The sequence below is a fragment of the Nocardioides bizhenqiangii genome (assembly GCF_034661235.1).
Lineage (GTDB): Bacteria > Actinomycetota > Actinomycetes > Propionibacteriales > Nocardioidaceae > Nocardioides > Nocardioides bizhenqiangii.
Genome location: NZ_CP141059.1, coordinates 3,076,709 through 3,101,602 on the forward strand (window position 1 = coordinate 3,076,709; position 24,894 = coordinate 3,101,602).

Here is a 24,894-nt window from a genome sequence, read left to right on the forward strand (position 1 = left end):
CCTCAGCCGCACGGCGCGCCCTCGCAGCACGGCCGGATCCACCCGCAACCGTCGCACCGCTCGTGCGACGTCTCCCAGCGCAGCATCGTGCCGCAGTTGGGGCACGGGTCCGTCAGGTCAGCCATACCGACCACCCTAGGCACCTTGGTGCGGGACTCCCAGGACCGCTAGGGCGTGTCCTCCGCGCTCCAGCTGACACCGTCCCGGAGCACCCTGGCCGGGCAACCGCCCACCGCTGTGTTCGGCGGTACCTTCTGGCCGCGCACCATCGCCCGGGTCCCGACGACGGCACCGTCGCCGATCTCGCAGTGGCCGGTCACGATGGCGTCGCGACCCAACCAGACGTGGCGACCCAGCCGGACCTGCGCGCCGTACGGATTGATCCGGGCGCCGGTGTCGAGGTCCTCGAGCCGGTGCATGTCGTCGGTGGCGACGTAGACGTTCGCGGCCCAGAGCTGGTCGGCCTCGGCTACGACCGACCCGCCGTTGCGGGCGTCGACGATCGCGCACCGGGTCGCGATCACCTCGGCGTTGAGTACGACCGTCGAGTAGGCGCCGCAGAAGATCTCGGTCGCGGTGAACGCGCTCCGCGGGCCGAGGAACACGGTTGCTCCGTCACCACCAACCAGCAACGACGCCACGTTGTTGCAGGGACTGGCGGCCACCAGGAGGACCTCCGAGAACGAGTAGTAGGCGAGGGTCTCGATCAGCTGGGGCGGCAGGTCCGCCGCGTCGACGTCGTCATCGAGGTAGAGCGCGTTGCCCTGCTCCTGCCACCAGTCGGGGAGCGGGCCGGTCACGAGGCGCAGCGAGGTCGACGCGAGGACCTCGCCGTCGACGCCGGCGGCGATCAGGCGGGCGCGGTGCTCGGCCGTGAGCGCCGCCGCGCGGGTCCACGGCATGGCGGACAGTGTGCCGTACAGCCGGCAGCGAGGCGGGAGGACGGGCCGTCCGTCGCCTGGCGTGAGACGACACGCTCGGCCAGAGGGCTCAGAAGAGGGCGGTGGCTTCCCGCTTTTCCAGCGCACCCGTGAGGAGTCCGACCAGCGCCTCGAGCTGCAGGTCGAAGCCGGCGTCACCCTCCTCGACCTCGGCGTCCAGCGCCCGCGCCGCGAGGCCGGCCTTGCTGCCGATCAGCTCGGCGACCCGGGTGTCGATGGTCTGGGTGGCGATCACCCGCCACGCCGTGACCGGCTCCGTCTGGCCGATGCGGTGCACCCGGTCGATCGCCTGAGTCTGCTCGGCGTCGGTCCACGACAGCTCGGCCAGCACCAGGTTGGACGCCACCTGGAGGTTGATGCCGACGCCGGCCGCGGTCAGCGAGCAGACGATGACCTGCACGTCCGGGTCCTTGGTGAAGGAGTCGATCGCCTTCTCGCGTGCCGACTTGGTCTGGTCGCCGCGGATCGAGACGGACGGGATCCCCCGCGAGGCGAAGGTCTCCTCGGCGGTGTCCATGACGTCGATGTGTTTGGCGAAGAAGACGACCTTGCCTGCGCTGCGCGCCAGCTGGGCGGCGTAGTCGGCGGCGAGCCCGGCCTTGGCCTGGCCGATCCGGCGGAGCATGCCGAAGACGTTCTCGCCCGAATCGGTCGAGATGTCCTCGCGCTCCCAGGTCGCGACCTGGCGGACCAGGTCGTGGTCGATCCCCTCGACGAGCGACTGGTTGCGGCGCGTCTCCAGCGCCCGGTCGTAGCGCTCCACGAGCCGGCGGGCGAGGTCTTCCTCGGCCTTCCGGATCGAGCGACCGGCCTCGCCCTCGAGCTCCACCGGCACGTCGGCGATCCGCCTGGCCGGGATGTCGGAGGCCACGTCGACCTTGCGCCGGCGGACGATGCCCATGTCCACGACGATCTGCCGGGCGACCGGGTAGAACTGGCGGTCGGCGGGCGTGAGACCGGTGTCGTCCAGCTCTGCCATCAGCTCGCCGAGCGGCTTCTTGTCGTCGATCCACCCGAGGAACTGCCAGATCGCGCGGAAGTCCTCGATGTCGTTGATCAGCGGCGTGCCGGTCAACGCCATCAGCAGCGGCCGCGGGACGCGGGTGCGGATCCGGGCGGCGAGCTCGAGCACGTTCTGCGATCGCTGGGAGCTCTTGTTCTTGATGTAGTGCGCCTCGTCGACGATCATCCCGCGGAAGCCGTGCTGGCCGAGCCAGCCGAGGTGGCGGTCGAGGATCTCGTAGTTGACGACGAAGACGTCGGCGAAGCCGTCGACGTCCATCGCGTCGCCGTGGAGCACGGTCGATCGGCGGCTGGGTGTCCAGAGCTCGACTTCGCGGGCCCAGTTGGTCTTCACGACGTTGGGCACGGCGACCAGCAGCGGGTAGGCGTCGGCGACCTGCGCGGCAAGGAGCGCCTGCGCGGTCTTGCCGAGGCCGGGCTCGTCGGCGAGCAAGAAGGTGCGGTGGCCTTCGGCAGCGGCCTCGACCATCCGCGCCTGGTGCGCCATCAGCTCCCGGCCGGGCGGCAGCATGATCAGCCCGGCGTCCTCGGGCTCGGGCAGGTCCATGCAGACCGGCGCCCCGGGCGTGGTGTCCTCGAAGGACCGGAACAGCGGGCCGAGCAGCTCCCACGTGGCGAGCCGACCGCTGGTCCTGCGCGTCGCGACCGCCGCGTCGAAATCCGGCACCAGGAACGGGTTGGCCAGCTGCCGGGCGATCACCGACTGCGGGATCGCACGCCGCTCGGCGAGCACCTCGGCCGGATCGACCGCGGGCTCGGGCTCCGGGTCCGGTACGTCGTACCCGGCACGGCGCTGGAGCTCGCGCTTCAGCTCCTGGGCCGAGTCGGACACCTCGGCGTCCTCCGCGAGCAGGTCGAACAGCCGGGGGTCCGCGGCAGCCGTCTGCGCCAGGATCGTCGCGATCCCGTCGAGGCGCTTGAGCTCCTCGCCACGCCGCGCGTCCGAGAGGGTGTCGTCGGCACGCACCCGCGTCCGCTCCTCGCGGGCGAGCAGCGCCACCACCTGGAACTTGGTGCGCACGTCCGGCATCGCCGAGCGCCGCGCCACGGCGGCCTCCACCTCGCGGACGACGCGCGCCAGCACCGGGATGATCCCGGTCTCGTCGCGCCGAGCGGTCTTCGTCGCGCCGCCGCGGCGGTTCTGCGCAGGTCTGCGCTGGCTTCCTCGAGCCACTGATGTCCCTACCCTCGATGCCGACCGGTCGCCCGTCGGCTGATCATGACGCGGACTGCGGTCCGCTGGCCGCGGGCCAGGCACTCAGAGGGCCAGGTGTCCTGCGGCGGGGTCAACGATAGCAACAAGCCGTCCTGTCGGGTGCTTCCCGGTCGGCCCGATCAGGGTTGGCGAGCGTCCAACTGGGCCAGGAGGCGCTTCGGCGCGACCTGCCGGTAGGAGGCATCGACGAGCTCGGCCACCTCGACCCAGTCGGTCGCGGGGTCGGCCAGGTCGATCGCACGGGCGCCGTAGGGGCCGTAGTAGGCGGGCACGAAGAACCGGTCGTCCTCGTCGAGCGCAGGGAGGTCGACGGCGTCGGGTGAGAAGATGAGGGCGCTCGGCACCTGGCGGTGGTCGCCGGGGCGCAGCTTCTCCGATCCGCCGTAGACGGCGAAGATCTTGCCCGCGCGGAAGGTCGGGCGTCCGTGCGAGACACGCTCCTCGACACCCGGCAGCGCCCGACAGATGTCCCGCAGTCGGCGGAGCAGCGGGTCGTCGTCGCTGAACATGACCGGGTGGGTCATTCGGCGACCGCCATGGTGGTGCCGAGGCCGACCATCATCACGCCGCCGGACGCACCGAGCCGGTCCAGCCGGTGCGGGCGCCGGGCGAACCAGTCGCGCGCCTTGCTGGCGGCCAGCGCCCACACACTGTCCGATGCGATCGCCATCGCGGCGAAGACGAGGCCGAGCACCGCGAGTGCGACCCCGGGACTCCCGGCCGACTCGTTCGTGAACTGGGGGAGGAACGCCACGAAGAAGACGATCGTCTTGGGGTTGGTCGCACCGACGATCAGTCCGGTGCGCACCGAGGTGAGCGCGTTGGACCGCACCGGTCGGTCGTCCGCACTCCGATCGAGCGCCAACCTGGCGTCGCTGCGGTGCCGGATCGCCTGGATGCCGAGGTAGATGACGTAGCCCGCGCCGACCAGCTTGATCGCGGTGTAGGCGGTCGCCGAGGCAGCCACCACCGCTCCGAGGCCGACCGCCACCAGGAGCACCTGGACCATCAGCCCGAGCCCGTTGCCGACCACCGAGAGCAGGGCGTCACGGCGGCCGACGGTCAGGGCGCGGCCGATCGTGAAGAGCAGGCTCGGACCCGGCACCTGGATGAAGAGGATCGAGGCGACGACGAAGGCGAGCCATTGGCTGGACGACGGCACGCGGCGATCATCTCAGTCGGTGCCGACAGCGAGCCAGCCGTTAATCCCGACCCGGCTCATCCGTACGCCGACCCGGCTCGTTTGAACGGGCCGGGTCGGCGTACAGATGCGACGGGTCGGCGTACAGATGCGACGGGTGGGGGGCTACGGGGCTTCGCCGGCCTCGATCTGCTGGGCGAGGTACTGCTGGACGCCGACACGGTCGATCGCGTCGAGCTGGCTCTCGAACCAGTCGGCGTGCTTCTCCTCGTCGCGGACCATCTCCTCGAAGACCGCCGCCGATCCGTGGTCGCCGAGTTCGTGGCACTCCTTGGCGGACGCGTTGAACTGGGCGACCGCTGCCTGCTCGCTCTCCAGCGCCAACCGGAGCATCTCCTCGGCGCTCTCGCCGACCGTGATCGCGTTGAGCTTCTGCACGTTCGGGTGACCGTCGAACATGAGGATCCGGTTGATGATGTCGTCGGCGTCCTTCATCTCGTCGATCGACAGCTCGTAGAACACCTTCCCCAGCTTGGAGAGCCCCCAGTTGTCGAGCATCCGGGCGTGCAGGAAGTAGGTGTTGGTGACGGTGAGCTCGAAGGTCAGGGCGTCGTTGAAGAGCTCGATGATCCGAGGACTAACTGGCTGCACCGTCTACCTCCGGGGAGTTGTGGTTCGTGAAGGCCGATCGTGGCACCTCCACCCCCGCCTTAGGCCAGACTCAGACCGAAACCAGCGACGTCAGCTGGCTGCACCGTCCGCAATGAGAAGTGCGTCCTGCCGCGCATGGTGCTCGCACACCAGTGCCTTCACCGTGAAGATGCAGGAACCGCAGTCCTGGGCGGCTCCGGTCGTCCGGCACACGGCGCTGACCGAGCGGGCACCGTCGGCGAGCGCGGCGTCGATCGCGCGGTCGCTGACCACCCGGCACTGGCAGACGATCACGCCGACTCCTGGGTTTGCTTAGGCTTGCCTGACTCAACTCAGGGTAACCTAAGCCGCCGTGCCTGAGAACAGTGGCACTCGTCACTCGCGCCAGCCACTAGGGTCGGCGCCCGTGAGCACCTACGCCGTCACCGGCGCCGCCAGCGGCATGGGTCGCGCCGTCGCCGAGAAGCTGACCGCTGCCGGTCACACGGTGATCGACGTCGACATCGCCGAGGCCACCGTCCAGGCCGACCTGTCCACGCCGGTCGGCCGCCGCGAGGCTGCGGCTGCAGTGCTCGAGCGGTGTGGCGGGCGGCTCGACGGCGCGGTGATGGCCGCGGGCCTCGGTCCGGCGCCCGGCAGGGAACGGCCGCGCCTGATCGCCGAGGTCAACTACTTCGGCGTCGTCGAGCTGCTCGAGGCGTGGCGCCCGGCCCTCGCCGCGGCGGACGACGCCAAGGTCGTCGTGTTCTCGAGCAACTCCAGCACGACGGTGCCGATGGTGCCCGGGCGAGCGGTCCGCGGGCTCCTCGACGGCGACATCGACCGCGTCCTCGGTGCGCTCCGCATCTTCGGCAAGCAGGCACCGACCTTCGCCTACGCCGCCAGCAAGATCGCGGTCAGCAGGTGGGTGCGTCGTACGGCGGTCACGTCGGGGTGGGCGGGTGCCGGGATCCGGCTCAACGCGATCGCGCCGGGCGCCGTCCTCACTCCCCTGCTGGAGAAGCAGCTCGCGACGCCCGCCGAGGCGAAGCAGATCAAGCGGTTCCCGGTGCCGATCGGGGGCTTCGGCGACCCCGACCACCTCGCCGACTGGGTGGTGTTCATGCTGTCCGACGCCGCTGCCTTCCTGTGCGGGAGCGTGGTCTTCGTCGACGGCGGCTCGGACGCCTGGTTCCGTGCCGACGACTGGCCGCGCGGGGTGCCGGCGCGGCGGCTGCGCAGCTACCTCAACCGGATGCGGGAATTTCGTCGATGACGTCCTCGCGGAACCGCCGGATGCCGTCGACCTTCTGGTCGACGGTCGCGTTCGGCCCGTAGTAGTAGAGCCACGGCATCGTCATCACGAGGGTCACTCCCCCGGCGGCAGCGCGGGTGAAGTCCGCCGGGGTCACCGCGTCCGTCAGCGCGACCACGACGTCGTACGGCGCAGCCGGGTCGCGCCCTGCCTCGGCCCGCAACGCTGTCAGCCGGGCCGCGGTTCGGATCGCCTCGTCGACCGTGGACACGTCGCTCACCCAGCCGTCGTGCCGAGCGGCGCGCCGCAACGCCGGCTCGGAGATCCCGCCGACCCAGATCGGGATCGGACCGGGCGGCTCGGGCTTCATCACCAGCCGGTCGCACGAGTAGAAATCACCGTCGAACTCGGTCCAGCCGGGGCGCCACAGCTCCTTCATCAGGGCCAGTGCCTCGTCCGTGCGCCGACCGCGGGTGCTGAAGTCCTGCTCGAGCAGGTCGAACTCCTCCCGGCACCAGCCGACGCCGACGCCGAGGGAGACCCGGCCGCCGGCCAGGGCGGCCGCCGTGCCGACGGCCTTGGCGACCACGAACGGGTTGCGCGCAGCGGCGACGTAGATCGAGGTGAAGAACTCCAGCCGGCTGGTGACCTGCGCGAGCGCCCCCACGGTCACCCAGGGGTCCGGCCAGTCGACGTCAGGCGTCCAGCGGCGCTCGCCGCTGGCCTGGTAGGGGTACGGCGTCGCGAGCGTCTCGAGGTCGACGACGTGGTCGGCGATGCTGAGCGCCCGGAACCCCTGCTCCTCGGCGGCGCGCGCGAGCGTGACCAGGTCGCCGATCGGCTGATAGGCGGTGACGACTGCGAAGTCCACGGGAACAAGGTAGAACATGTTCTATGTCTGCCCCTCCGTTTGACCGTCTGCTCTCGCCGGGCCGGATCGGCACGATGGCGGTGCGGAACCGGATCGTGATGTCGCCGATGGAGACGATGTACGGCACCGCGGAGGGACTGCCCTCGGATCGCACGGTGGCCTACTTCACGGCGCGCGCCGAGGGTGGGGTCGGGCTGATCACGGTCGGCGCGACCGGGATCGACCCGCTCCATCCGGAGACGCCGGGCGGGCTGCAGATCGGGACCGACGCCGCGGTCGCCGCCCACCGGCGGCTGGTGGAGGCGGTGCACGACCACGGCGCACGGATCCAGCCGCAGGTCGTGCACGCCGGTCCGGACGGCCTCGGACCCGAGATGCACGGGGTCACCTCGCTCGGACCGTCCGTGATCCCGTCGTACCTCACCGGCAGGCCGTCGGCCGAGGCGACCAAGGAGCAGATCGCGGGGATCCTCGACCAGTTCCGGGCGGCGGCGGTGCGCGTCCGCGAGGCCGGGTACGACGGCCTCGAGCTGCACGCCGCGCACGGCTACATGTTCCTCGGCTCGTTCCTGGCGCCGCAGCGCAACCGCCGTGGCGACCGCTACCGCGGGACGTCGGTCGAGGGAAGGGTCCGGGTCGTGCTGGAGGCGCTGGCCGCCATCCGCGGCGAGGTCGGCAGCGACTTCCCGATCACGTTGCGGATCTCCGGCTACGAGCGGGTCGCGGCGGGTCGACCGGTCCACGACACCGCGGCGATCGCGCCGCTCCTCGTCCAGGGCGGGGTCGACGCGTTCCACGTGAGCGGTGGGGTCATCGACCGGCTCGTGACCGGCATGGTCAACGCCGCCGACGCCGGCGACGGGCTCAACGTCGGGGCCGCGGCCGCGGTCAAGGAGGCGGTCGACGTGCCGGTCATCGCGGTCGGGCGGCTCCACGATCCCATCCTGGCCGAGGCGGTGCTGGCGGACGGGCGGGCCGACTTCGTCGCGATGGGACGCCCGCTGCTGGCGGATCCGGACCTGCCGAGGAGGCTCGCCCACGGGGAGCCGGAGCGGGTGCGCCGCTGCATCTCGTGCGAGAACTGCATCGACACCCTCGAGGAGAAGCTCGCGACCGAGTGCGCGGTCAACCCCTTCACCGGCCACGAGCTCGACCGGGTGGCACCCGTCGCGGTGCTGTCGCGGCGGGTGGTGGTCGTGGGCGCCGGGCCGGCCGGGCTCGAGACCGCGCGCCTGGCCGACGCGGCGGGTCACGACGTCGTGCTCCTCGAACGGACGGGTCGGCTCGGCGGCGCGCTGGTCGCCGCGTCCGCCGTCCATCCGGAGAACCGGCCGTACCTCGAGTGGCTGGCCGCCGAGGTCGAGAGGTCCGGCGTCGCCGTACGGCTCGACTGCGCGGCGACCCCCGACGTGGTGGCGGACCTGGCGCCGGACGCGGTCGTGGTGGCCACCGGCGGCGCCGTGGTCTACCCGGCCATCGCCGGCGACGACCTCGGTCACGTGAGCCGTGGCCTCGACCCCGACCAGGTCGCCGCCGGGCGCCGGGTCGTGGTGGTCGGCGGCCGGCTGGCGGCGGTGGAGTACGCCGAGATGCTGGCCGCGCGGGGACGGTTGGTCGCGCTGCTCGAACCCGGTCCGGAGATCGCGCCCGAGTTCGGGCTGAAGCGACGCACCGAGCACTTCGACCGGATCGACCGGCTGGGCATCACCGTCCACGTCGACTGTGCCGTCGAGGAGATCACCACCGGCTCGGTCCGCTACACGCCGGCTCACGGCACCAGCCGCGCCCTGCCCGCCGACGCGGTCGTGCTGGCCGGGACCGTTGTTCCGGACCTCGCGGTGGCGGACGCCGTCGTCGCTCGGGTTCCCGCAGCCGCGGTGCACACCGTCGGAGACGCCATCCTCGGGCCCGGCCTGATCCGCGGCGCCACGGCCACCGCGGCCCAGGTCGTGCAGACGATCGGCGAGGGCAGGCCCTGATCCTCACGACCGCCACTACAGCGTGCGCCGGCCGTCACCCCACCACACCTACGCTTCGGTCATGGGACCGGAGCGTGGGGCGCGGACGACGGTCGGCACGGTGCTCCTGATCGTGGCCCTCGCCAGCCTGGTGGGCTGCTCGTCAGGTACGGACGCGGCCACCGCTCCCGCGACCACCGACATCGGAGCCACGTCCGACCCGAGCGACACCACGACACCGCGCGGCCCGCGCCCCACCCGCTACCAGCCCTTCCCCTCCGAGATCGACGGCGCCGCGAAGCTCGCCGCCGCTCGCGCCGTCGAGGCACTGCCCGACGTGCGGCAGGTGACGTACACGCAGTACTTCGGGTACCTGCCGCCGGACGCCAGCATCCTGGTCGAGGCCGACTTCGTGGACGGCGGCGGCACGACGTACGACGTGCGGCTCAGCCAGAGCCGGCAAGGATGGCGGATCGATTCGGTCCTCCCCGCCACCGCGATTCCGCCCCTCCAGAATCCGGGTGCCTTGATCCGGCGCGTGCTGACGAGTGACCGGATCACGCTGCCGTGGGCCGGTCGCGTGGACGTCGCCGCCGGACTGGTCTCCGACGCGGTGCTGCGATCCATGCTCGCGGTGGCGGAGCGGCACCGGATCGACGTCAGCGTGCTGGTCTCGGCCCACCCGGTGCAGGTCTTCGGCACCGACCGGCGCAGCAACCATCCGGACGGACTCGCCTACGACGTCGGGAGCATCGACGGCCGGCTCGTCGTCGACCCCGCCGCAGCCGGGCTGGTGCGTCAGGTGATGCGGATCGCGGCGGGCACCGGTGCCCGTCAGGTGGGGGGCCCGGACGACCTGGACGGCGGCGGCAGCCAGTACTTCTCAGATCCGACGCACAGCGACCACGTGCACGTGGGCTTCGACCGGTAGCCCAGCAGACCAGTAGCCCAGTAGCCCGGTAGCCCAGCCTCCCGGGGCTAGTGCCCGTCGGGTTGGTCAGGCGCGAACGGCCACTCCTCGAACGAGGAGCAGCGACCGTCGTCGCCGAACCGCACGACCCACAGGTCCCGCCACGGCCGGCTGCCGGGAGCGCCGTACTCGATCAGGACGCGGACGACGGCTGTGTCTTCCTCCACCGCCACGATGTCGCTCGACATGGTGAACTCCTCGTCCGGGCCGTCGCGCTCGGCGTCCCAGAAGCGCGCGATCTGGTCCAGGCCCTCCATGGGTCGGGCCCACGGCGAGGGGAGGTAGGTGGCGTCCGGCAGGAACAGCTCCGCCAGCCGCGCGGTCTCCGGTGTCCGCCAGAGCCGCTCGTAATCGGCAACCCACTGCTCGACAGCTCTGCGATCCACGGCTCCGCGCACGGCTCCATGCTCGCCGGTCGGTTTCGCTACAGTCCAGGGATTCACCGGGGGCTTGCACCTTCGGCGCACCATGACGAAGGAGTGAGCAATGACCCAACCTCCGCCCCCTCCAGGTTCAGAGCCCGTCGATCCTCCGGCCGGCCCGCCTCCCTCGGGCCCGCCCCCTTCCGGCCCGCCTCCCTCTGGTCCGCCTCCTTCCGGCCCGCCTCCTTCCGGCCCGCCTCCTTCGGGTCCGCCTCCTTCTGTTCCGCCCTCGTCCGCGCCGGCAGGCACCGGGAGCGCCGGCCTCGGCACGGTCGACGTCCGCGCGATCGCGACGCGCGTCCTCACCGGCAATTGGATCGGTTCCGGAGTCGTCGCCGCGCTGACGCTGGCGACGGCCGGCCTGCTCAGCCTCGTCCTCGGGCTGATCGCCAAGCCGCCGGACTTCGGCATCGACAACAGCCTGACGTTCGGAGCCGTGATCCTCGCCGGTGCGTTCGGTGCCGACTTCTTCGTCCGCGGCGAGCCCGAGGACTTCGGCGGCGAGACGTGGGAGTACAGCCTGTCGGTCGCCGCGTTCCCACTGACGATCACGATCATCTCCCTCGCCGTGGCGGTGATCGCGTTCCGTCGGATGGTCCGCGACTACCCGAGCCCGCTGCCCGCGATCGGCGACGCGGTCCGGATCGCCCTGTTCGTCGCGCTCCCGCTGCTGGTCGTCTCGCTCGTCTTCCGTTCCGACTTCGACGAGCTCGGACGGGGTTGGTTCGCCGACGCCGCCCGGGGCCTGGACTTCGGTGGTGAGTCGACCTGGGGAGCCACTGCGCCTGGGGCGTTCTTCATCCCGCTGTGCCTGGTGTTCCTCGTCCTGGGGCTCGCATGCGTCGCGCGTCGCGAGTGGTGGTCCGGATGGGCACGCACGGTCGCAGAGTGGGCGGCGCCGCCACTTCACGGGCTGGCGACCCTCACGATCCTGCTCCCCGTCACGGGCCTCATCGGCGTCGGCCTGCTCATGTTCGGCGGTGACCGGGTCGACGAGGACGTCGACACCGGCGACACCGCTGCGGCGTGGGCGGCGATCGCGGCGTTCCTCGCCAACGGGGGCTTCGCCCTGCTGGCGCTCGGTTCGGGAGCCGAGGTCGGCACGGCCAGCGAGGAGGTCGGCGAGGGCGAGGAGGGCTCGTCGACCGACTGGCACCGAGTCGGCTGGTACGCCGGCGACCGCGGCGACGAGCCGGCGTTGTGGGCGGCACCCGTGGTTCTCCTGGCGGTGCTGGTCGCGGCAGCATGGGTCGTTGCGCGTGTCAGCGACCGGGCCCACCTCCTGCGCAACCTGCTGTGCTGGGTGGGATCCCTCCTCGTCTTCCTCCCGATCATGGCCCGGCTGGCCAACGGTCACGGGGTCTTCGAGCTCGAGGCCGGGAGCGAGGAGTACGAGTCGAGCGGAGTGATGGGGGTCGAGGGGCTGCAGACGACGTTCTTCATCACGGGGATCGCACTGCTGGTAGCGGTCGGCGTGGCACTTGCCCGCGGTGGGATCAGCAAGGAATCGCTCGCCGCGTTCAAGGGCTTCCAGACCAACGCGGGTCGATCGACCGGGAGCGCCGCGCCGACGGCTCCGCCGCCAGGGATGCCGCCCGCGCAACCGCCGACAGCGATGCCGCCCGCGCAACCGCCGACAGCGATGCCGCCCGCGCAACCGCCGACAGCGATGCCGCCCGCGCAGCCCCCGACAGCGATGCCGCCCGCGCAGCCCCCGACTGCGATGCCGCCCGCCGAACCGCCGACGACGCAGGAGCTGCCGAAGACGCCACCGCCGCCGCCAAGCTGAACGGGCGGCCGCCGGCCCGCCTACCCGCGCCCGACCAGCCCCAGCAGTCCGCGGTGCAGCTCGGGCACGGCGGCCTCGTGCTCGGGCTTCATCAGCACGCTGCGCAGGATCCGTCCGGTCGGGACGTCGAGGTCGAGGTGGTGGCCGCGGGCGGCCAGGGCCGGTCCGTCGACGGTGTACGTCGCCAGGTGCAGGGACTCGGCCGGAGGGCGGGCCATCCCGGCGGCCAGCGCCGCGGCGCTGGCGGCGTCGACCTCGGACAGCCGCTGGCGGTTCGGGAAGTAGGCGACGATGTCGAGCTGGGGCGGCTGGTAGAGCCGCAGCTCGTCGCCGGCCTCGATCCGCGCCGCCCAGTCCAGCGCGGCCTGCCGGCCCGGGCGCAGCACCGCCCCCAGGCCGTCCGCCGTCAGCGGCAACAGCCGGAGCGTCAGCCACAGGGCGGCCGCGACCGCTCCGGCGCGCGAGCACTCGATCGAGATCTCGCCGAGGTGCAGGTCGTCGGAGGTGAAGTAGGTGTACGGCGAGTCGTGCAGGTAGTGCTGGGCGACGCCCGCGTCGCGGAACAGCACGGCGCCGCAGCCGTAGGGCTGCAGGCCGTGCTTGTGCGGATCGAGCACGACGGAGTCGCAGTCGGCGATGGCGAGGTACGGCGCCGCCACCACCCCGCCCGGCTGGTCGTCGGCGATCAGCCGGAAGAACCCGCCGTACGCCGCGTCGACGTGCACTCGGACGCCGTGCCGGCGCGCGATCGGGACGATCTCGTGCACCGGGTCGACCGCGCCCAGGCCGGTGGTGCCCGTCGTGGCGACGACGGTGCCCACCCGGCCCTGGCCGAGCACGGCGTCGAGCGCGTCGAGGTCCATGGTCCCGTCGGCGGTGGTGGGTACGGCGACCGCCTCGATGCCGAGCAGGTGCGCCATCCGCGCGTGGGTGTAGTGCGCGTCGGCGCTGTGCGAGATCGCCTTGCCGGGATGGGTCTCCCGCGCCACGAACAGCGCCTCGAGGTTGGCGATCGTGCCGCTGCTGGTCAGGTGGCCGAGGTGCCCCGGTGCTTCCGGGAAACCGAACATCGCGGCCAGCTGCCCGACCACGTCCTTCTCCATCGCAGCCGTCGCCGGCCCACCGTCGAGAGCGTGGTTGTTGGGGTTGACGAGCATCGCGGTGACGTAGCCGATCACCGCGGCCGGGTGTGGCGGCTTGAGCATCTGGCCGGCGTAGCGCGGGTGGTGGAACGGGTAGTTGTCGCGCAGCCGGTGCCGCAGCTCGGCGGTCGCGGCTTCCAGCTCGGACAGCGGCACGTCCTGCGACGAGTGGGCCGCCACGTCGCCGTACTCCCGCATCCAGGACGCCATCTCGGCGACGGCCCGGTGCAGCTGGTCGCCGAGCTCGATGGCGCCGGCGGGCATCGTCCGGAGGACAGGCTGCTCGGGCATGGGTGAACCCTAGACGGGTAAGTCCAAGGGATCGCGCGAGCGAGCGGCGCTCAGCGCCGCGCTGGCAAGGCGCCGATGCGAACGGCAGACTGGGCGTCTTTCGAGCGTCGGCAACGCCGCCAGCGCGGATGATGAGCGCCGCGCAGCGTGCGAGACCTTGGACTTGGTCGTCTAGTCAGCGACCCGCGACCACCGACGGGCGCGGCGCGCGCCGCACCGCCTGCACCGAGAGCAGCGAGCCCACGGCGGCCAGCCCGGCGAGGACGGCGAACGTCTCGGGATAGCTGCCCGTCACCGCGGCGATACCGGCGCCGGCGAACGGCCCGAGCGCGGTGGCCACCGAGACGGGCGCGCCGAGCACGCCGTTGATCGCGGCATAGCGCTCCGGGCCCCACAGGTCGGTGACCAGGGTGGCGCCGACCAGGGTGTAGAGACCGCGGGCGGCGCCGGCGACGATCGAGACGCCGATGAGGAGGAAGGCCGGGCCCGGGACGAGCGCCAGCGCCAGGGTCGTGAGGGCCATCGCGATGGTCCCCCAGAGCACCCGCTGCCGGACGTCGGTCACGTCCGTCAGCCGCGGGAAGGCCAGCCGTCCGAGGACCTGACCGGCGCCGCCCAGACCGAGCGCCCACGCCGCCAGGGTCGGCGTCATCCCGCGGCCGACGAGCAGCGGGATCAGCGCGACCAGCGCGGCGAACATCGCGAGCGTGGTGAGCGTCGCGCCGGCGGCGGAGAGCACGAACGCCGGGCTCCGGATCACCTCCCGGTCCGGCGTGACGTCCGCACCGCCGGCCACCGCGGGCCACGGGTGCCGCAGGGCGACCCAGTGGACCGGGACGGCGACGACGAGGAGGAGCACCGCGAACACGACGTACGTGGTGCGCCAGCTGGTCTGCTCCGCGATCGCGGTCGTCAGCGGCGCGAAGACCGTGCTGGCGAACCCGGCGACCAGGGTCAGCGTCGTCAGGGCACGGACCCGGCCCGCGCCGTACCAGTGGGTGAGCGCGGCGAACGCGGGCGCGTAGAACAGTCCGGCGGCGCCGGCGCCGCACAGCAGCATCGCGGCCACGAACCAGGGGTACGACGGCGCGCTCGCGACCAGGGCGAGCCCCGCGGCACCGACGACCGCACCGACGACCATGGCACCACGCGGTCCGCGCGACTGGATCGACCGCCCGACCACCACCCCCACGAGGCCCGTCATCAACAGGCCGAGCGAGAAGGCGGCCGTGATCGCCGTCAGTGACCAGCCCGTGTCGGCCGTGATCGTCGGCGCGAGGACCGCGAACCCGTAGTAGAGCGTGCCGTAGCTGATCGTGACGGTGATGCAGAGGGCGGCGAGGACGCCGCGGGGTGGCGCGCTCAGGACGTCACCGGAGCCCCGATCGTGAGCACCTCCGGCTCGGCGGCGCCGCAGCAGCCGCCCTCGTTGCCGGCGGGCTCGTCGAACAGGCCGGCGCCGCCGCACACCCCGGTGTCGGGCAGCTCCAGCTCGACGCGCTGAGCGGCCTCGTGGTCGCCGGCGAGCTCGGCGACCACGCTGCGGATCTGCTCGTAGCCGGTCAGCGCGAGGAAGGTCGGCGCCCGGCCGTAGGACTTCATGCCGACGAGGTAGAGGTCGGGCTCGGGCTGCGCGAGGTCGGCTGCACCGGTCGCGCGGACCGAGCCGCACGAGTGGATGTTGGGGTCGATCTCGACGGCGATGTTGCGCGGCGCCTCGAGGGTCGGGTCCAGGTCGAGCCGCAGCTCGGACAGGAAGGAGAGGTCAGGGCGGAAGCCGGTCAGCAAGACGACGTTGTCGGCAGGCGCGAGGGCGCGGCCGTCCTCGGACCACACCACGGCAGCGCCGTCGGAGACGGCGAACCGCGATGTCCGGAATCCGGTGAGCAGCTCGACGGCGCCGTCCTCGACCGCCTGCTTCGCGCGCAGCCCGAGCGCGCCGCGCTGCGGCAGCTGGTCGGCGGCACCGCCGCCGAACGTCGTGCCCGAGACGGCGCGACGCAGCGCCCATGTGATCGTCGTGCCCGGGTGGGCGGCGGCGATCCGGGTGAGCTCGATGATCGCGTTGAACGCCGAGGCACCGGCGCCGATGACGACCGTGTGCTTGCCGGCGTAGCGCCCGGGGTGGGCGGAGTCGGGGACGTCGTAGGAGACCAGACCGGCCGCGGTCGCGGCGGCCTCTCCCAGCGCCGGGATCCCGTCGGCTCCCGCGGGGCTGGGCTTTCGCCAGGTGCCCGAGGCGTCGATGACGGCCCGCGCCTCGAGCCGTTCCTCGACACCAGCGGCGTCGGTGACGTGCACCGTGAACGGCTGCTCGGAGCGGCCGGCGTCGACGAGCCGGTCGCGTCCCTTGCGCGAGACGGCGACCACGCGGGCGTCGTACCGCACGTGGTCGCGGAGCTCGGTCGCCAACGGGGCGAGGTAGCCCGCGATCCACTCGGCGCCGGTCGGGTAGCCGGACGACGGCGCGGTCCAGCCCGTCGGAGCGAGCAACCGGGCGCTGGCCTGGTCGACCAGCTCGGGCCAGGCCGAGAACAGCCGGACGTGGCCCCACTCGGCCACCGCGGCCGCCGGGCCGACGCCCTGCTCCAGCACGAGAGGGGTCAACCCGCGCTCGAGCAGGTGGGCGGCGGCGGCCAGGCCCTGCGGGCCGGCACCGATCACGACGACGGGGTGTGCGGTCATGGTTTACCTTCTCCTCATATTCACGAAGTTCGATACAACGACGCTAGCTCGTCATATCGACAACTGTCAATATGTCTTCTAGGATGGATCCATGACCATCGAGCTCCCGTTGCTGCCCGACCTGGCGAGCTGCTGCTCCCCCGCCACCGGTGGCCGGATCGACGATGCCGCGGCCGAGGCGCTGGCCCGGATGTTCAAGGCCCTCGCCGACCCCAACCGGGTCAAGCTGCTCTCGATGATCGCGGCCGCCGACGGCCAGGAGGCGTGCGTCTGCGACCTCACCGCACCGGTCGGACTGGCGCAGCCGACGATCTCGCACCACATGAAGGTCCTCGCCGACGCCGGACTGGTGGCGCGCGAGCAGCGCGGCAAGTGGGCCTACTACAGCCTGGTGCCCGGCATCCTCGAGTCGCTCGCCGACGCCCTGGCGCCCGGCCGCTGACCCGTGGATCCGCTGAACGAGCCCCTAGGTCCACTTACCCACTAACTATGGTTGTATTTCGCCATCGACATCAAGGCTGACGTCATCCCGCTCGGTGAGGCCACCCGGGCGTGGTTCGCCATCTCCTTGCAGACGTTCGGCGGTCCGGCCGGCCAGATCGCGGTCATGCAGCACAAGCTGGTCGACGAGAAGCGGTGGATCGGGCAGCAACGGTTCCTCCACGCACTCAACTACTGCACGCTGCTGCCCGGACCGGAGGCGCAGCAGCTCGCGATCTACACCGGCTGGCTGCTCAACGGCACCCGCGGCGGCATGATCGCCGGGTCGCTCTTCGTCCTGCCCGGCGTGATCGCCCTGCTCGTGCTCTCCGCCATCTACGTTCGGTTCGGCAGCACCGACGTCGTCTCCGCGCTCTTCGCCGGCGTCGCGCCGGCCGTGATCGCCATCGTCGTCCAGGCGGTACACCGGATCGCGAAGCGCGCGCTCAACCACGTCGCGCTGATTGCGATCGCGGTCGGCGCGTTCGTCGCGCTCACGGTGTTCGCCGTGCCGTTCCCGCTGGTCGTGCTCGGCGCGGGCGTCGTCGGCTGGGCACTGGGCCGGGCCATCCCGGACTTCGCCCGCGGCTCGAGTCACGGCGACACGAGCGACGGGCCGGCGCCCCTGATCAGCGACGCCGACCTCCACCACGAGCTGCCCTCGAAGCGGCGGTCGCTCGGCATCGTGGCGCTCGGGCTCGTCCTGTGGTTCGCGCCGGTGGCCGCGTTCGCGGTCTTCGTGTCGTCGACGGACGTGTTCGTCGACCAGGGACTGTTCTTCTCCGGTGCTGCGGTCGTGACGTTCGGGGGCGCCTACGCCGTGCTGGCGTACGTCGCCCAGCAGGCGGTCTACGTGTACGGCTGGCTCGCGCCGGGCGAGATGGTCCGCGGGCTGGCGCTCGCGGAGACCACGCCGGGGCCGCTGATCATGGTGGTGCAGTTCGTCGCGTTCGTCGGCGCCTACCGCAGCCCCGGCAGCTTCGACCCGTGGGTTGCGGCGGTCCTCGCCTCGCTCCTCGTCACCTGGGTGACGTTCGTGCCGTGCTTCCTCTTCGTGCTGCTCGGCGCGCCCTATGTCGAGCGGCTCCGGCACAACCGGCACCTCACGTCGGCACTGACCGGCGTCACCGCTGCCGTCGTCGGCGTGATCGCGAACCTGGCGGTCTTCTTCGCCCTGCACACGCTCTTCGACCGCAGCCGCGAGGTCGACGCCGGACCGGTCCACCTCGACGTCCCGGTGGTCTCCGAGTGGGACCCGGTGGCGTTCGCGATCACGGGCGTCGCGCTCGTGGTCATGTTCTGGCGCGGCTGGGGGCCCATGCGCACCCTCGGCCTGTGCGCACTGCTCGGGCTCGGGGTGTTCGCGGTCGAGCTGGCGGCTTGATCCGCTAGCCGCTGGAGCTCATTCGATGCCGCCCGTCAGGGAGAGCCCGCCGTCGATGACCAGCAGCGCACCGGTGACCCAGGCCGCGTCCTCGGAGAGCAGGAACGCCACCGGGCCGGCGACATCCTCGGGCTCGCCGAGGCGCTTGAGCGGGTACGCCGCAGCCACCTCGTTCTCCCGCCCTTCGTAGAGCGCGGTCGCGAGCCGGGTCTTCACGACCGCCGGCGCCACCGCGTTCACCCGTACGTCGGGGCCGAGCTCGACCGCGAGGGTCTGGGTCAGGTAGGTCAGCATCGCCTTGCTGGCGCCGTAGAACGCGATGTTGCTGGGCGGACGGAGGCCGGCGACCGACGAGACGTTGACGACGCTGCCGCCGTGCTCCCCCATCCAGGCGCCGTGGACCTGCCGCACCCACGCGAGGGCGGCGAGGCAGTTGACCTCGACGATCTTGCGGGCGGCACCCGGGTCGACGTCGAGCAGCGGGCCGTAGGACGGATTGATCCCCGTGTTGTTGACCAGGAAGTCGACGCTGCCGAAGGTCTCGAGCGCCCTCCGGACGGTGTCGGCCTGGTGCTCGGTGTCGTCGGCCTTGCCCGCGACCGGCAGCGCGACCTCGGCCCCACCGAGGCGGGCGGCCGCTTCGTCCAGCGTCTCCTGGTTGCGGGCGGTGATGACCACCCGCGCCCCGTCGGCGACCAGCCGCTCCGCGATGCCGAGCCCGATGCCGCGGCTGGCGCCGGTGACGATCGCGGTCTTGCCCTCGAACCTCTTGCCCACGGGGTGCCTTTCCATCGTGACAGTGCGACTGTCATAGTTCAGCACATGCAGACGCCGAGGCTAGTGGACGCGGGCGGGCTCACCCTGGCCTACGAGACGTTCGGGTCCCCCGACGCCCCGCCGCTGGTGCTGGTCGTGGGCGTGGCCACCCAGATGCTGGGCTGGCCCGACGGGTTCTGCCAGGCGCTCGCCGACGATGGCTTCCACGTCATCCGGTTCGACAACCGCGACATCGGACTGTCCACCCACCTCGACGACGCCGGCGTCCCCGACCTGATGGCGATCCTGAGCGGCGAGTCGACCGCGGCGCCGTACACCCTGGCCGACATGGCCGACGACACCGCGAGCCTCCTCGACGCACTGGGGCTCGAGCGGGTGCACCTGGTCGGGTGGTCGATGGGCGGGATGATCGCCCAGGAGGTCGCCCTCCGCCACGGCGCTCGCGTGGTCAGCCTGACGTCGATCTCGTCCACGCCCGCGGCCCACATCGGCAAGCCGACGCCGGAGGCATCGGCGACGTTGATGTGGCCGGCACCCAAGAGCGAGGAGGAGGCCGCCGCCCTCATGGTCAACGCCTACCGCGTCCTCGGCTCGCCGGCCTACCCGCACGACGAGGAGTGGCTCCGCGAGGTCGGCGCGGAGTCGTTCCGGCGCAGCAACAAGTCCGCCGGCAAGGTCCGCCAGTTCGCGGCGATCCTCGTGTCGCCCGACCGGCGGCCGGGTCTGGCTGAGCTCACCGTGCCCACGCTGGTCCTCCACGGCGAGGAGGACCCGCTGATCCAGGTCGACGGCGGTCACGAGACCGCGGCCGCGGTGCCCGGTGCCCGGCTCGTTACCTGGCCCGGGATGGGTCACGACCTGCCCAGGGAGCTCTGGCCGACCCTGATCGGCGAGATCGTCGAGCACGCCCGACGGTCCCCCAAGGAGGAGTCGTGAAGACACCCGAGGAGCTCACCCGCGAGCAGCACGCCGTCATCCCGATCCTGGCGGCGATGGGCACCCGCGTGATCGAGGCCGGCGACGGCAGGGGCACTGTGGAGCTCCCGGCCGAGCCCAACGTCAATCACTTCGGCGCGCTCTACGCCGGCTCTCTCTTCACGGTGGCCGAGGTGCTCGGCGGCCTCATCCCGGGGACCACCTTCGACTTCGAGGGTGAGCTCGCCGGGTTCGTACCGCTGGTGAAGTCGGTGGAGATCCGGTTCCTGCGCCCGGCGCTCGGCACCGTGCAGGCGCGGGCCGAGCTGGCACCCGAGGACCGTGAGCGGATCCCGCGCGAGGCGCTCGCGAACGGGAAGTCCGAGTTCGTCCTCGAGGCAGAGGTCGTCGACGCGGCAGGCACCGTGGTGGCTGCGACCCGCGGCGTCTACCAGGTCCGCCGCTTCGGCTAGGCCACGCCGACTAGGGCCGGCCGAGCTGTCCCAGGCCGTCCCACATCAACGCCATTCCGGCGTCGAGGACCGCTTCCCTGGAGATCCGCGTCCGGCCGCTCCACCAGTGCACCGACTGTGTCAGGGCGCCCATCAGCATCTGGACGACGAGGTCCAGGTGCACGTCGTCAGACGTCAGGCCCAGCCGCTCGACGTCCGGGGTGAGCAGGTCGACGACCTGGGCCGACCGCTCGGCCCATGCCTGCTGCCAGGCGGCCTCGGCCACCGCGTCACCGTGCGTCGTGTTGACGTTGAGCAGTCGCCAGGCCATCGGGTGGTCCTCGGCGAACGCGAGCACGGCGTCCATCGTCGACCGCATCCGCTCCCGGGGCGATCCCTCGGACACGATCCTGCTCTCGAGGTGCCCGAGGAAGAGGGCGCCCTGCTCGACGAGGACGGCGACGTAGAGGTCCTTCTTGGACGCGAAGTGGTCGTAGACCACGGCCCGGGTGACGCCGCTGGCGTCCGCGATGTCGGCCATGCTCGCCGCGGTGTAGCCGGTCCGGGCGAACACCCGCAGGCCACCCTCGACAACCAGCGCACGGCGGGCGGGTGCCCGCAACCGCCGGCGAGGTCCCGTGTCCGGGCTGGTGGAGGTGGCCACGCCTGCATGCTAGCCAGCAAGCGACACTGGCGTCGGTTACCGGCCGGGTCGAGCCAGGAAGGTGCGGGCGAGGGTGTCGGTGAGCCAGTCCTCGAAGCGGTCCCGGCTCCAGCCAGCGCGCACCATCGACAGGTACGTCGCACTGCTCCCGTACATCAGCAGGATGTCGGTCGCGTCGTCGAGACTCAGCCCGGGTCGCAGAGCGAACCGCTCGGCGACGGTCGCCAGCATGTCCCGGTAGCCGTCCCGCCGCAGTCGTTCGCTGTTCTTCACCACTGCGGCCGCCTCGGGCTCGTGCAGCGCGGCTCGCGCCACCTCGTCCGTCGTCGCCACCCGCTCGAGGATCGCGGTGTTGCCGGCAACGAGCGCGCGTAGCGCAGCCCGGCCGGATCGCGCGGTGGCGATCTCGCGGAAGGGCGTCTGCTCGGGCGGGACAAGCCGTTCGGGCCCGAGGACCGCATAGTCGAAGCAGGCCTGGAGCAGCTCGGGCTTGGTGTGGAAGACGAAGTAGACCGTCTGCACGGCAACCCCGGCGCGGGCTGCGATGTCGGCCATCCTGGCGCCGACGTAGCCCGCCTCGGCGAACACCTCGATCGCGGCGCGGAGCATCCGCTCCCGCGTCGCTGCGGCCTTCTCCCGGCGAGTTGCCCCGACTCTCTTGACAGCGCTCATCCCGAGGAGCAGATTATCAGAGTCGTTCACTAGTGATGGTCACTAGTGAGATCATCTACTAGGTAGAAGCTCGATGGCCGCCATCGACCCCACCTCGGCCGCGCACCCCGCTCTCTGGGACATGGCCTTGATCCACCGCATCTTTCGCACCGGCTTCGCCGAGCTCGCCCGGCTCGTCCCCACCATCCCTCCCGCCGACGCCGCCCGGGTCCGCGCAGCCGCCGCACACCTGGACTTCATGCTCGTCGGCCTGCGCGCGCACCACACGACGGAGGACGAGCATGTCTGGCCGGCACTCGCGGCCCGGGCGCAGCCGTCGGCCGAGCTCGTCGACCGGATGGAGGCCCAGCACCACGGCATCCATGACGGCATCGAGGACGTCCAGCGTCGCAGCGCCGCATGGCTCGATCGGCCCACGGGTGAGGCGGCCGCCGCGCTCTCGAAGGCGATCACCGACATGCTGCGTCAGCTCGAGGAGCACCTGGACGAGGAGGAGCGCGACGTCGTACCTCTGCTCGCCCAGCACATCAGCGTCGAGGAGTGGACGAAGGCCGGCCAGTCGGCATTCGCCAAGTTCACGCCTGCGCAGCGCTTCACCGCCACCGGGCAGATGCTGGAGGTGGCGACCCCTGCCGAGGCGGCGGCGATGATGGCGGGACTGCCGGCGCCGGTCAAGGTCCTGTGGGCACTGGTCGGCAGGCGTCGCTACCGGCGATACGTCGCAGCCTTCCGATGACCCGGAGCGCCGGCGTGCTCGCGGTGCTCCTCGGCCTGGGGTTCGGCATCCCCGGCGCGATCGGCGTCCGCCACTTCGCCCAGCACCACGAGGTCTGGCAGTCCCTCGGCTTCCCGACGTACGGAGCGGGGCCGTTCGAGCGCGCGGGCATCCCGACCACGGTGCCGTTGCTGCTCGGCTTCGTCGTCGTGTGCGCTGCCGAGGTCGGTCTCGGCGTCCTGCTCCTGGCGGACTGGCACCCCGCACTGTGGCTGTCGCTCGCGATCCTGCCGTTCGAGCTCGCCTACTGGACCGGTTTCGCGCTCCCCTTCGGGTTCGTCCTGGGACTGGCGCGGGTGGCGCTGACCGTCCCAGTGCTGCTGCGGGGCTCGTAGGACCGCTACGCGTGCTCGCTGCCGAGCAGCGGCACGAGGTACGTCGTCGCGAAGCCGCGCGTCGCCGCGTCGTCGTGCATCGGGATCTCCCCCTCCGGCGCCAACACCAGGCTGAGCGCGAGCCGGGCCTGGATCTCGGCGACGATGTCGGCCTCCACCGACAGGTAACGGCCCTCGGCCTGGATCTCACGGATCCAGCTCGCGATGTAGTCGCGGACCAGCACCATGATCTGGTCGGCAAGCTCGCCGGGAGGCACCGTCTCGCCGTCGTAGTCGCTGTCGCCGCGCAGCAACCGGACCAGGAGCGGCCGGTCGGCGACGGCGTGCGCGAACGCCGTGAAGCCCGCCGCGGCCTGTCCTTCGACCGTCGACTGCTCCTTGATCGCCCGGTCCACCTCGGCGACCACCTTGACCGCTTCCCGCAGCAGCATCGCCCGCACCAGTTGCACCTTGCGGGGGAAGCGACGATAGACGGTGGCGACGCCCAGGCCCGCGGTCTCGGCGATCTGGTTCATCGTCGTCCGGCGGACCCCGCCCTGCGACAGGGCGCGATAGGCAGCTTCGAGGATTCGCACCGTGGTCGCGTCCGCGGAGTCGCCGGCAGCGGCACTCTCGTCGCCAACGTAGACCAGGTCCATGTCACAGACCCTAGCCTTGCGCGGGGCCTGGTGATAGATTCCTGAGCACTTTCTATCACCTCACCGTGGAGGTCCTCTGTGTCTGCAGCCGCCGAGCAGCTGGTCACCCGGCTCCGTACGACGTTCGAGTCCGGGCGGACCCGCGACCTGGACTGGCGCCGCGACCAGCTCCGCGCGCTGTCGCGGATGCTCACGGACAACGAGGACGCGTTCCTCGGCGCGCTCGCCGACGACCTGGGCAAGCCCCGGTTCGAGGCCTGGGCCGGCGACCTCGCGGCGTCCGCGAGCGAGGCCGACCACCTGCGCAAGCACCTGGGCAACTGGGCGAAGGAGTCGTCGGCGCGACTGCCGTTGGCCTTCCGGCCCGGCCGGGCGAGCGTGCAGCACCAGCCCCGAGGCGTCGTACTCGTCGTCGCACCGTGGAACTACCCGGTCTACCTGCTGGCGATGCCGCTCGCCGCCGCTCTGGCCGCCGGCAACGCCGTCGTGTGCAAGCCGTCGGAGCTGGCGCCGGCGACGTCGGCCCTCCTCAGCCGGCTCGCCGGCGACTACCTCGACCCGGATGCGATCGCGTTCGTCGAGGGTGGAGTCGAGGAGACGACCGCCCTGCTGGAGCAGCGGTTCGACCACATCCTCTACACCGGCAACGGCGCAGTCGGCCGGATCGTCGCCGAGGCCGCCGCCCGCCACCTGACGCCGACCACACTGGAGCTCGGCGGCAAGAGTCCGGCCATCGTCGACAAGGACGCCAACCTCAAGCAGGCCGCCAGCCGGATCGCGTTCGCCAAGTGGTCCAACGCAGGTCAGACCTGCATCGCCGCCGACCACGCCTGGGTCCACCACGAGGTGCACGACGAGTTCGTCGACCGGCTGGCCACCGAGGTCCGCGAGCGGTACGGCGACGACCCGCGGCAGAGCCCCGACTTCGGGCGGATCGTCAACGAGCGGCACGCCGCTCGGGTCGCCGGACTGCTCGACGGCGGCGGCTACGACGAAATGCCGGTCGGCGGCACGGTCGACATCGAGGCGCGGTACGTCGCACCGACCGTGCTCACCGGGGTCAAGCCCGACGCGGCCGTGATGGGCGAGGAGATCTTCGGACCCGTGCTCCCGGTCCTCGGGTTCGACGACATCAGCGAGCCGATCACGCACATCAACCGCGGCGACCACCCGCTGGCGCTCTACGTCTTCTCGAAGACGAACGCCGACCGGGTGCTGGCCGAGACGACGTCGGGCGGTGCGTGCGTGAACGACACGATGCTGCAGGTCTTCCCGCCCAGCCTGCCGTTCGGTGGTGTCGGCGCGAGCGGCTACGGCGCCTACCACGGCAAGTGGGGCTTCGAGACGTTCAGCCATCGCCGCGCGGTCTATCGCCGGCCCTCGTTCTTCGTCGAGCCCGCGCTCGCGAAGGCGCCGTACACCGCATTCAAGGAACGTCTCGCCCGCTTCGTCTACTGACCGTCTCCCA

General features: G+C 71.8%; 27 protein-coding genes. 11 read left to right on the plus strand and 16 right to left on the minus strand.

Features of this window, described 5'->3' with window-relative positions:
* Positions 1–2: 2 nt before the first annotated feature.
* The 7 genes from SHK19_RS14990 to SHK19_RS15020 all read right to left on the minus strand — a co-directional run bounded on the left by SHK19_RS14990 (position 3) and on the right by SHK19_RS15020 (position 5,266).
* Complete coding sequence (locus tag SHK19_RS14990) at positions 3–125, minus strand: hypothetical protein (protein WP_322455782.1); 123 nt, start codon at positions 123–125, stop codon at positions 3–5.
* 42 nt (positions 126–167) lie between these two features.
* Entirely contained in the window at positions 168–902 is a 735-nt protein-coding gene (locus SHK19_RS14995; RefSeq protein ID WP_322936706.1) for an acyltransferase, read from the minus strand.
* An 88-nt stretch (positions 903–990) separates the two neighbouring features.
* Positions 991–3,138, minus strand: a complete 2,148-nt coding sequence (locus tag SHK19_RS15000; RefSeq protein WP_322455784.1) for a DEAD/DEAH box helicase — start codon at positions 3,136–3,138, stop codon at positions 991–993.
* Positions 3,139–3,299: 161 nt separating this feature from the next.
* Positions 3,300–3,704 (minus strand): MmcQ/YjbR family DNA-binding protein, encoded by a 405-nt coding sequence (locus SHK19_RS15005; RefSeq protein WP_322936707.1) that lies wholly within the window; start codon positions 3,702–3,704, stop codon positions 3,300–3,302.
* A complete protein-coding gene (locus SHK19_RS15010; protein WP_322936708.1) occupies positions 3,701–4,342 on the minus strand; it encodes a LysE family translocator in 642 nt (213 codons plus the stop codon). Before SHK19_RS15010 ends, SHK19_RS15005 begins: the two co-directional genes overlap by 4 nt.
* Positions 4,343–4,486: 144 nt before the next feature.
* Positions 4,487–4,972, minus strand: a complete 486-nt coding sequence (bfr, locus tag SHK19_RS15015) for a bacterioferritin (RefSeq protein ID WP_322936709.1) — start codon at positions 4,970–4,972, stop codon at positions 4,487–4,489.
* A 90-nt stretch (positions 4,973–5,062) separates the two neighbouring features.
* Positions 5,063–5,266, minus strand: coding sequence for a (2Fe-2S)-binding protein (locus SHK19_RS15020; RefSeq protein ID WP_322936710.1), 204 nt, complete (start codon positions 5,264–5,266; stop codon positions 5,063–5,065).
* A 112-nt stretch (positions 5,267–5,378) separates the two neighbouring features.
* Here SHK19_RS15020 and SHK19_RS15025 point away from each other — a divergent pair, with 112 nt between their 5' ends.
* Complete coding sequence (locus SHK19_RS15025; RefSeq protein ID WP_322936711.1) at positions 5,379–6,227, plus strand: SDR family oxidoreductase; 849 nt, start codon at positions 5,379–5,381, stop codon at positions 6,225–6,227.
* On the opposite strand, the gene SHK19_RS15030 is transcribed toward SHK19_RS15025, so the two are convergent.
* Positions 6,199–7,077 (minus strand): TIGR03619 family F420-dependent LLM class oxidoreductase, encoded by an 879-nt coding sequence (locus SHK19_RS15030; protein WP_322936712.1) that lies wholly within the window; start codon positions 7,075–7,077, stop codon positions 6,199–6,201. The two genes, SHK19_RS15025 and SHK19_RS15030, sit on opposite strands and share 29 nt — an antisense overlap.
* Before the next feature lie 23 nt (positions 7,078–7,100).
* Here SHK19_RS15030 and SHK19_RS15035 point away from each other — a divergent pair, with 23 nt between their 5' ends.
* Positions 7,101–9,056 (plus strand): oxidoreductase, encoded by a 1,956-nt coding sequence (locus SHK19_RS15035; RefSeq protein ID WP_322936713.1) that lies wholly within the window; start codon positions 7,101–7,103, stop codon positions 9,054–9,056.
* Between the two features lie 61 nt (positions 9,057–9,117).
* Positions 9,118–9,966, plus strand: a complete 849-nt coding sequence (locus SHK19_RS15040; protein ID WP_322936714.1) for a hypothetical protein — start codon at positions 9,118–9,120, stop codon at positions 9,964–9,966.
* Positions 9,967–10,013: 47 nt separating this feature from the next.
* Here the strand turns inward: SHK19_RS15040 and SHK19_RS15045 are convergent, their stop codons facing one another.
* Positions 10,014–10,403 carry a YybH family protein gene (locus SHK19_RS15045; protein ID WP_322936715.1) on the minus strand — a complete coding sequence of 130 codons (390 nt, stop codon included), beginning with the start codon at positions 10,401–10,403 and terminating at the stop codon, positions 10,014–10,016.
* An 88-nt stretch (positions 10,404–10,491) separates the two neighbouring features.
* Between SHK19_RS15045 and SHK19_RS15050 the strand changes: the two genes are divergently transcribed.
* Complete coding sequence (locus tag SHK19_RS15050; RefSeq protein WP_322936716.1) at positions 10,492–12,216, plus strand: hypothetical protein; 1,725 nt, start codon at positions 10,492–10,494, stop codon at positions 12,214–12,216.
* A 20-nt stretch (positions 12,217–12,236) separates the two neighbouring features.
* On the opposite strand, the gene SHK19_RS15055 is transcribed toward SHK19_RS15050, so the two are convergent.
* From SHK19_RS15055 to SHK19_RS15065, 3 genes are all read right to left on the minus strand, one after another.
* On the minus strand, positions 12,237–13,649 hold the full coding sequence (locus tag SHK19_RS15055) for a pyridoxal phosphate-dependent decarboxylase family protein (protein WP_322936717.1): 1,413 nt from the start codon (positions 13,647–13,649) through the stop codon (positions 12,237–12,239).
* 175 nt (positions 13,650–13,824) lie between these two features.
* Positions 13,825–15,117 carry an MFS transporter gene (locus SHK19_RS15060; protein ID WP_322936718.1) on the minus strand — a complete coding sequence of 431 codons (1,293 nt, stop codon included), beginning with the start codon at positions 15,115–15,117 and terminating at the stop codon, positions 13,825–13,827.
* Positions 15,012–16,334: an NAD(P)-binding domain-containing protein gene (locus SHK19_RS15065; RefSeq protein WP_322936719.1), complete on the minus strand. Its 1,323-nt coding sequence runs from the start codon at positions 16,332–16,334 to the stop codon at positions 15,012–15,014. Before SHK19_RS15065 ends, SHK19_RS15060 begins: the two co-directional genes overlap by 106 nt.
* 91 nt (positions 16,335–16,425) lie before the next feature.
* Between SHK19_RS15065 and SHK19_RS15070 the strand changes: the two genes are divergently transcribed.
* On the plus strand, positions 16,426–16,776 hold the full coding sequence (locus tag SHK19_RS15070; protein WP_322455798.1) for an ArsR/SmtB family transcription factor: 351 nt from the start codon (positions 16,426–16,428) through the stop codon (positions 16,774–16,776).
* Between the two features lie 51 nt (positions 16,777–16,827).
* On the plus strand, positions 16,828–18,198 hold the full coding sequence (gene chrA, locus SHK19_RS15075; protein WP_322936720.1) for a chromate efflux transporter: 1,371 nt from the start codon (positions 16,828–16,830) through the stop codon (positions 18,196–18,198).
* 18 nt (positions 18,199–18,216) lie between these two features.
* Here the strand turns inward: chrA and SHK19_RS15080 are convergent, their stop codons facing one another.
* The gene (locus tag SHK19_RS15080; RefSeq protein WP_322936721.1) at positions 18,217–18,990 is read right to left on the minus strand and encodes an SDR family oxidoreductase; all 774 of its coding nucleotides are present in this window, start codon (positions 18,988–18,990) and stop codon (positions 18,217–18,219) included.
* Positions 18,991–19,020: 30 nt separating this feature from the next.
* Between SHK19_RS15080 and SHK19_RS15085 the strand changes: the two genes are divergently transcribed.
* Positions 19,021–19,911 (plus strand): alpha/beta fold hydrolase, encoded by an 891-nt coding sequence (locus tag SHK19_RS15085; RefSeq protein WP_322455801.1) that lies wholly within the window; start codon positions 19,021–19,023, stop codon positions 19,909–19,911.
* Positions 19,908–20,363, plus strand: coding sequence for a PaaI family thioesterase (locus SHK19_RS15090; protein WP_322455802.1), 456 nt, complete (start codon positions 19,908–19,910; stop codon positions 20,361–20,363). Before SHK19_RS15085 ends, SHK19_RS15090 begins: the two co-directional genes overlap by 4 nt.
* A 10-nt stretch (positions 20,364–20,373) precedes the next feature.
* Here the strand turns inward: SHK19_RS15090 and SHK19_RS15095 are convergent, their stop codons facing one another.
* Positions 20,374–21,006 carry a TetR/AcrR family transcriptional regulator gene (locus SHK19_RS15095; protein WP_322936722.1) on the minus strand — a complete coding sequence of 211 codons (633 nt, stop codon included), beginning with the start codon at positions 21,004–21,006 and terminating at the stop codon, positions 20,374–20,376.
* A gap of 36 nt (positions 21,007–21,042) precedes the next feature.
* Positions 21,043–21,678, minus strand: coding sequence for a TetR/AcrR family transcriptional regulator (locus tag SHK19_RS15100; protein WP_322936723.1), 636 nt, complete (start codon positions 21,676–21,678; stop codon positions 21,043–21,045).
* A gap of 73 nt (positions 21,679–21,751) precedes the next feature.
* On the opposite strand from SHK19_RS15100, the gene SHK19_RS15105 reads away from it, so the two are divergent.
* Positions 21,752–22,414 carry a hemerythrin domain-containing protein gene (locus SHK19_RS15105; protein ID WP_322936724.1) on the plus strand — a complete coding sequence of 221 codons (663 nt, stop codon included), beginning with the start codon at positions 21,752–21,754 and terminating at the stop codon, positions 22,412–22,414.
* The gene (locus tag SHK19_RS15110) at positions 22,411–22,788 is read left to right on the plus strand and encodes a hypothetical protein (protein ID WP_322455806.1); all 378 of its coding nucleotides are present in this window, start codon (positions 22,411–22,413) and stop codon (positions 22,786–22,788) included. Before SHK19_RS15105 ends, SHK19_RS15110 begins: the two co-directional genes overlap by 4 nt.
* Positions 22,789–22,793: 5 nt before the next feature.
* Here the strand turns inward: SHK19_RS15110 and SHK19_RS15115 are convergent, their stop codons facing one another.
* Positions 22,794–23,426 carry a TetR/AcrR family transcriptional regulator gene (locus SHK19_RS15115; protein ID WP_322455807.1) on the minus strand — a complete coding sequence of 211 codons (633 nt, stop codon included), beginning with the start codon at positions 23,424–23,426 and terminating at the stop codon, positions 22,794–22,796.
* Between the two features lie 78 nt (positions 23,427–23,504).
* Here SHK19_RS15115 and SHK19_RS15120 point away from each other — a divergent pair, with 78 nt between their 5' ends.
* A complete protein-coding gene (locus tag SHK19_RS15120; protein WP_322936725.1) occupies positions 23,505–24,884 on the plus strand; it encodes an aldehyde dehydrogenase family protein in 1,380 nt (459 codons plus the stop codon).
* Positions 24,885–24,894: the final 10 nt, after the last annotated feature.

What these genes read in the sequence shown, in the direction of transcription:
- SHK19_RS14990 (WP_322455782.1), bottom strand. Translation starts at nt 125, where the DNA reads ATGGCTGACCTGACGGACCCGTGCCCCAACTGCGGCACGATGCTGCGC.
- SHK19_RS14995 (WP_322936706.1), bottom strand. Translation starts at nt 902, where the DNA reads ATGCCGTGGACCCGCGCGGCGGCGCTCACGGCCGAGCACCGCGCCCGC.
- SHK19_RS15005 (WP_322936707.1), bottom strand. Translation starts at nt 3,704, where the DNA reads ATGACCCACCCGGTCATGTTCAGCGACGACGACCCGCTGCTCCGCCGA.
- SHK19_RS15035 (WP_322936713.1), top strand. Translation starts at nt 7,101, where the DNA reads ATGTCTGCCCCTCCGTTTGACCGTCTGCTCTCGCCGGGCCGGATCGGC.
- SHK19_RS15040 (WP_322936714.1), top strand. Translation starts at nt 9,118, where the DNA reads ATGGGACCGGAGCGTGGGGCGCGGACGACGGTCGGCACGGTGCTCCTG.
- SHK19_RS15050 (WP_322936716.1), top strand. Translation starts at nt 10,492, where the DNA reads ATGACCCAACCTCCGCCCCCTCCAGGTTCAGAGCCCGTCGATCCTCCG.
- SHK19_RS15055 (WP_322936717.1), bottom strand. Translation starts at nt 13,649, where the DNA reads ATGCCCGAGCAGCCTGTCCTCCGGACGATGCCCGCCGGCGCCATCGAG.
- SHK19_RS15065 (WP_322936719.1), bottom strand. Translation starts at nt 16,334, where the DNA reads ATGACCGCACACCCCGTCGTCGTGATCGGTGCCGGCCCGCAGGGCCTG.
- SHK19_RS15070 (WP_322455798.1), top strand. Translation starts at nt 16,426, where the DNA reads ATGACCATCGAGCTCCCGTTGCTGCCCGACCTGGCGAGCTGCTGCTCC.
- SHK19_RS15080 (WP_322936721.1), bottom strand. Translation starts at nt 18,990, where the DNA reads ATGGAAAGGCACCCCGTGGGCAAGAGGTTCGAGGGCAAGACCGCGATC.
- SHK19_RS15085 (WP_322455801.1), top strand. Translation starts at nt 19,021, where the DNA reads ATGCAGACGCCGAGGCTAGTGGACGCGGGCGGGCTCACCCTGGCCTAC.
- SHK19_RS15100 (WP_322936723.1), bottom strand. Translation starts at nt 21,678, where the DNA reads ATGAGCGCTGTCAAGAGAGTCGGGGCAACTCGCCGGGAGAAGGCCGCA.
- SHK19_RS15105 (WP_322936724.1), top strand. Translation starts at nt 21,752, where the DNA reads ATGGCCGCCATCGACCCCACCTCGGCCGCGCACCCCGCTCTCTGGGAC.
- SHK19_RS15110 (WP_322455806.1), top strand. Translation starts at nt 22,411, where the DNA reads ATGACCCGGAGCGCCGGCGTGCTCGCGGTGCTCCTCGGCCTGGGGTTC.
- SHK19_RS15115 (WP_322455807.1), bottom strand. Translation starts at nt 23,426, where the DNA reads ATGGACCTGGTCTACGTTGGCGACGAGAGTGCCGCTGCCGGCGACTCC.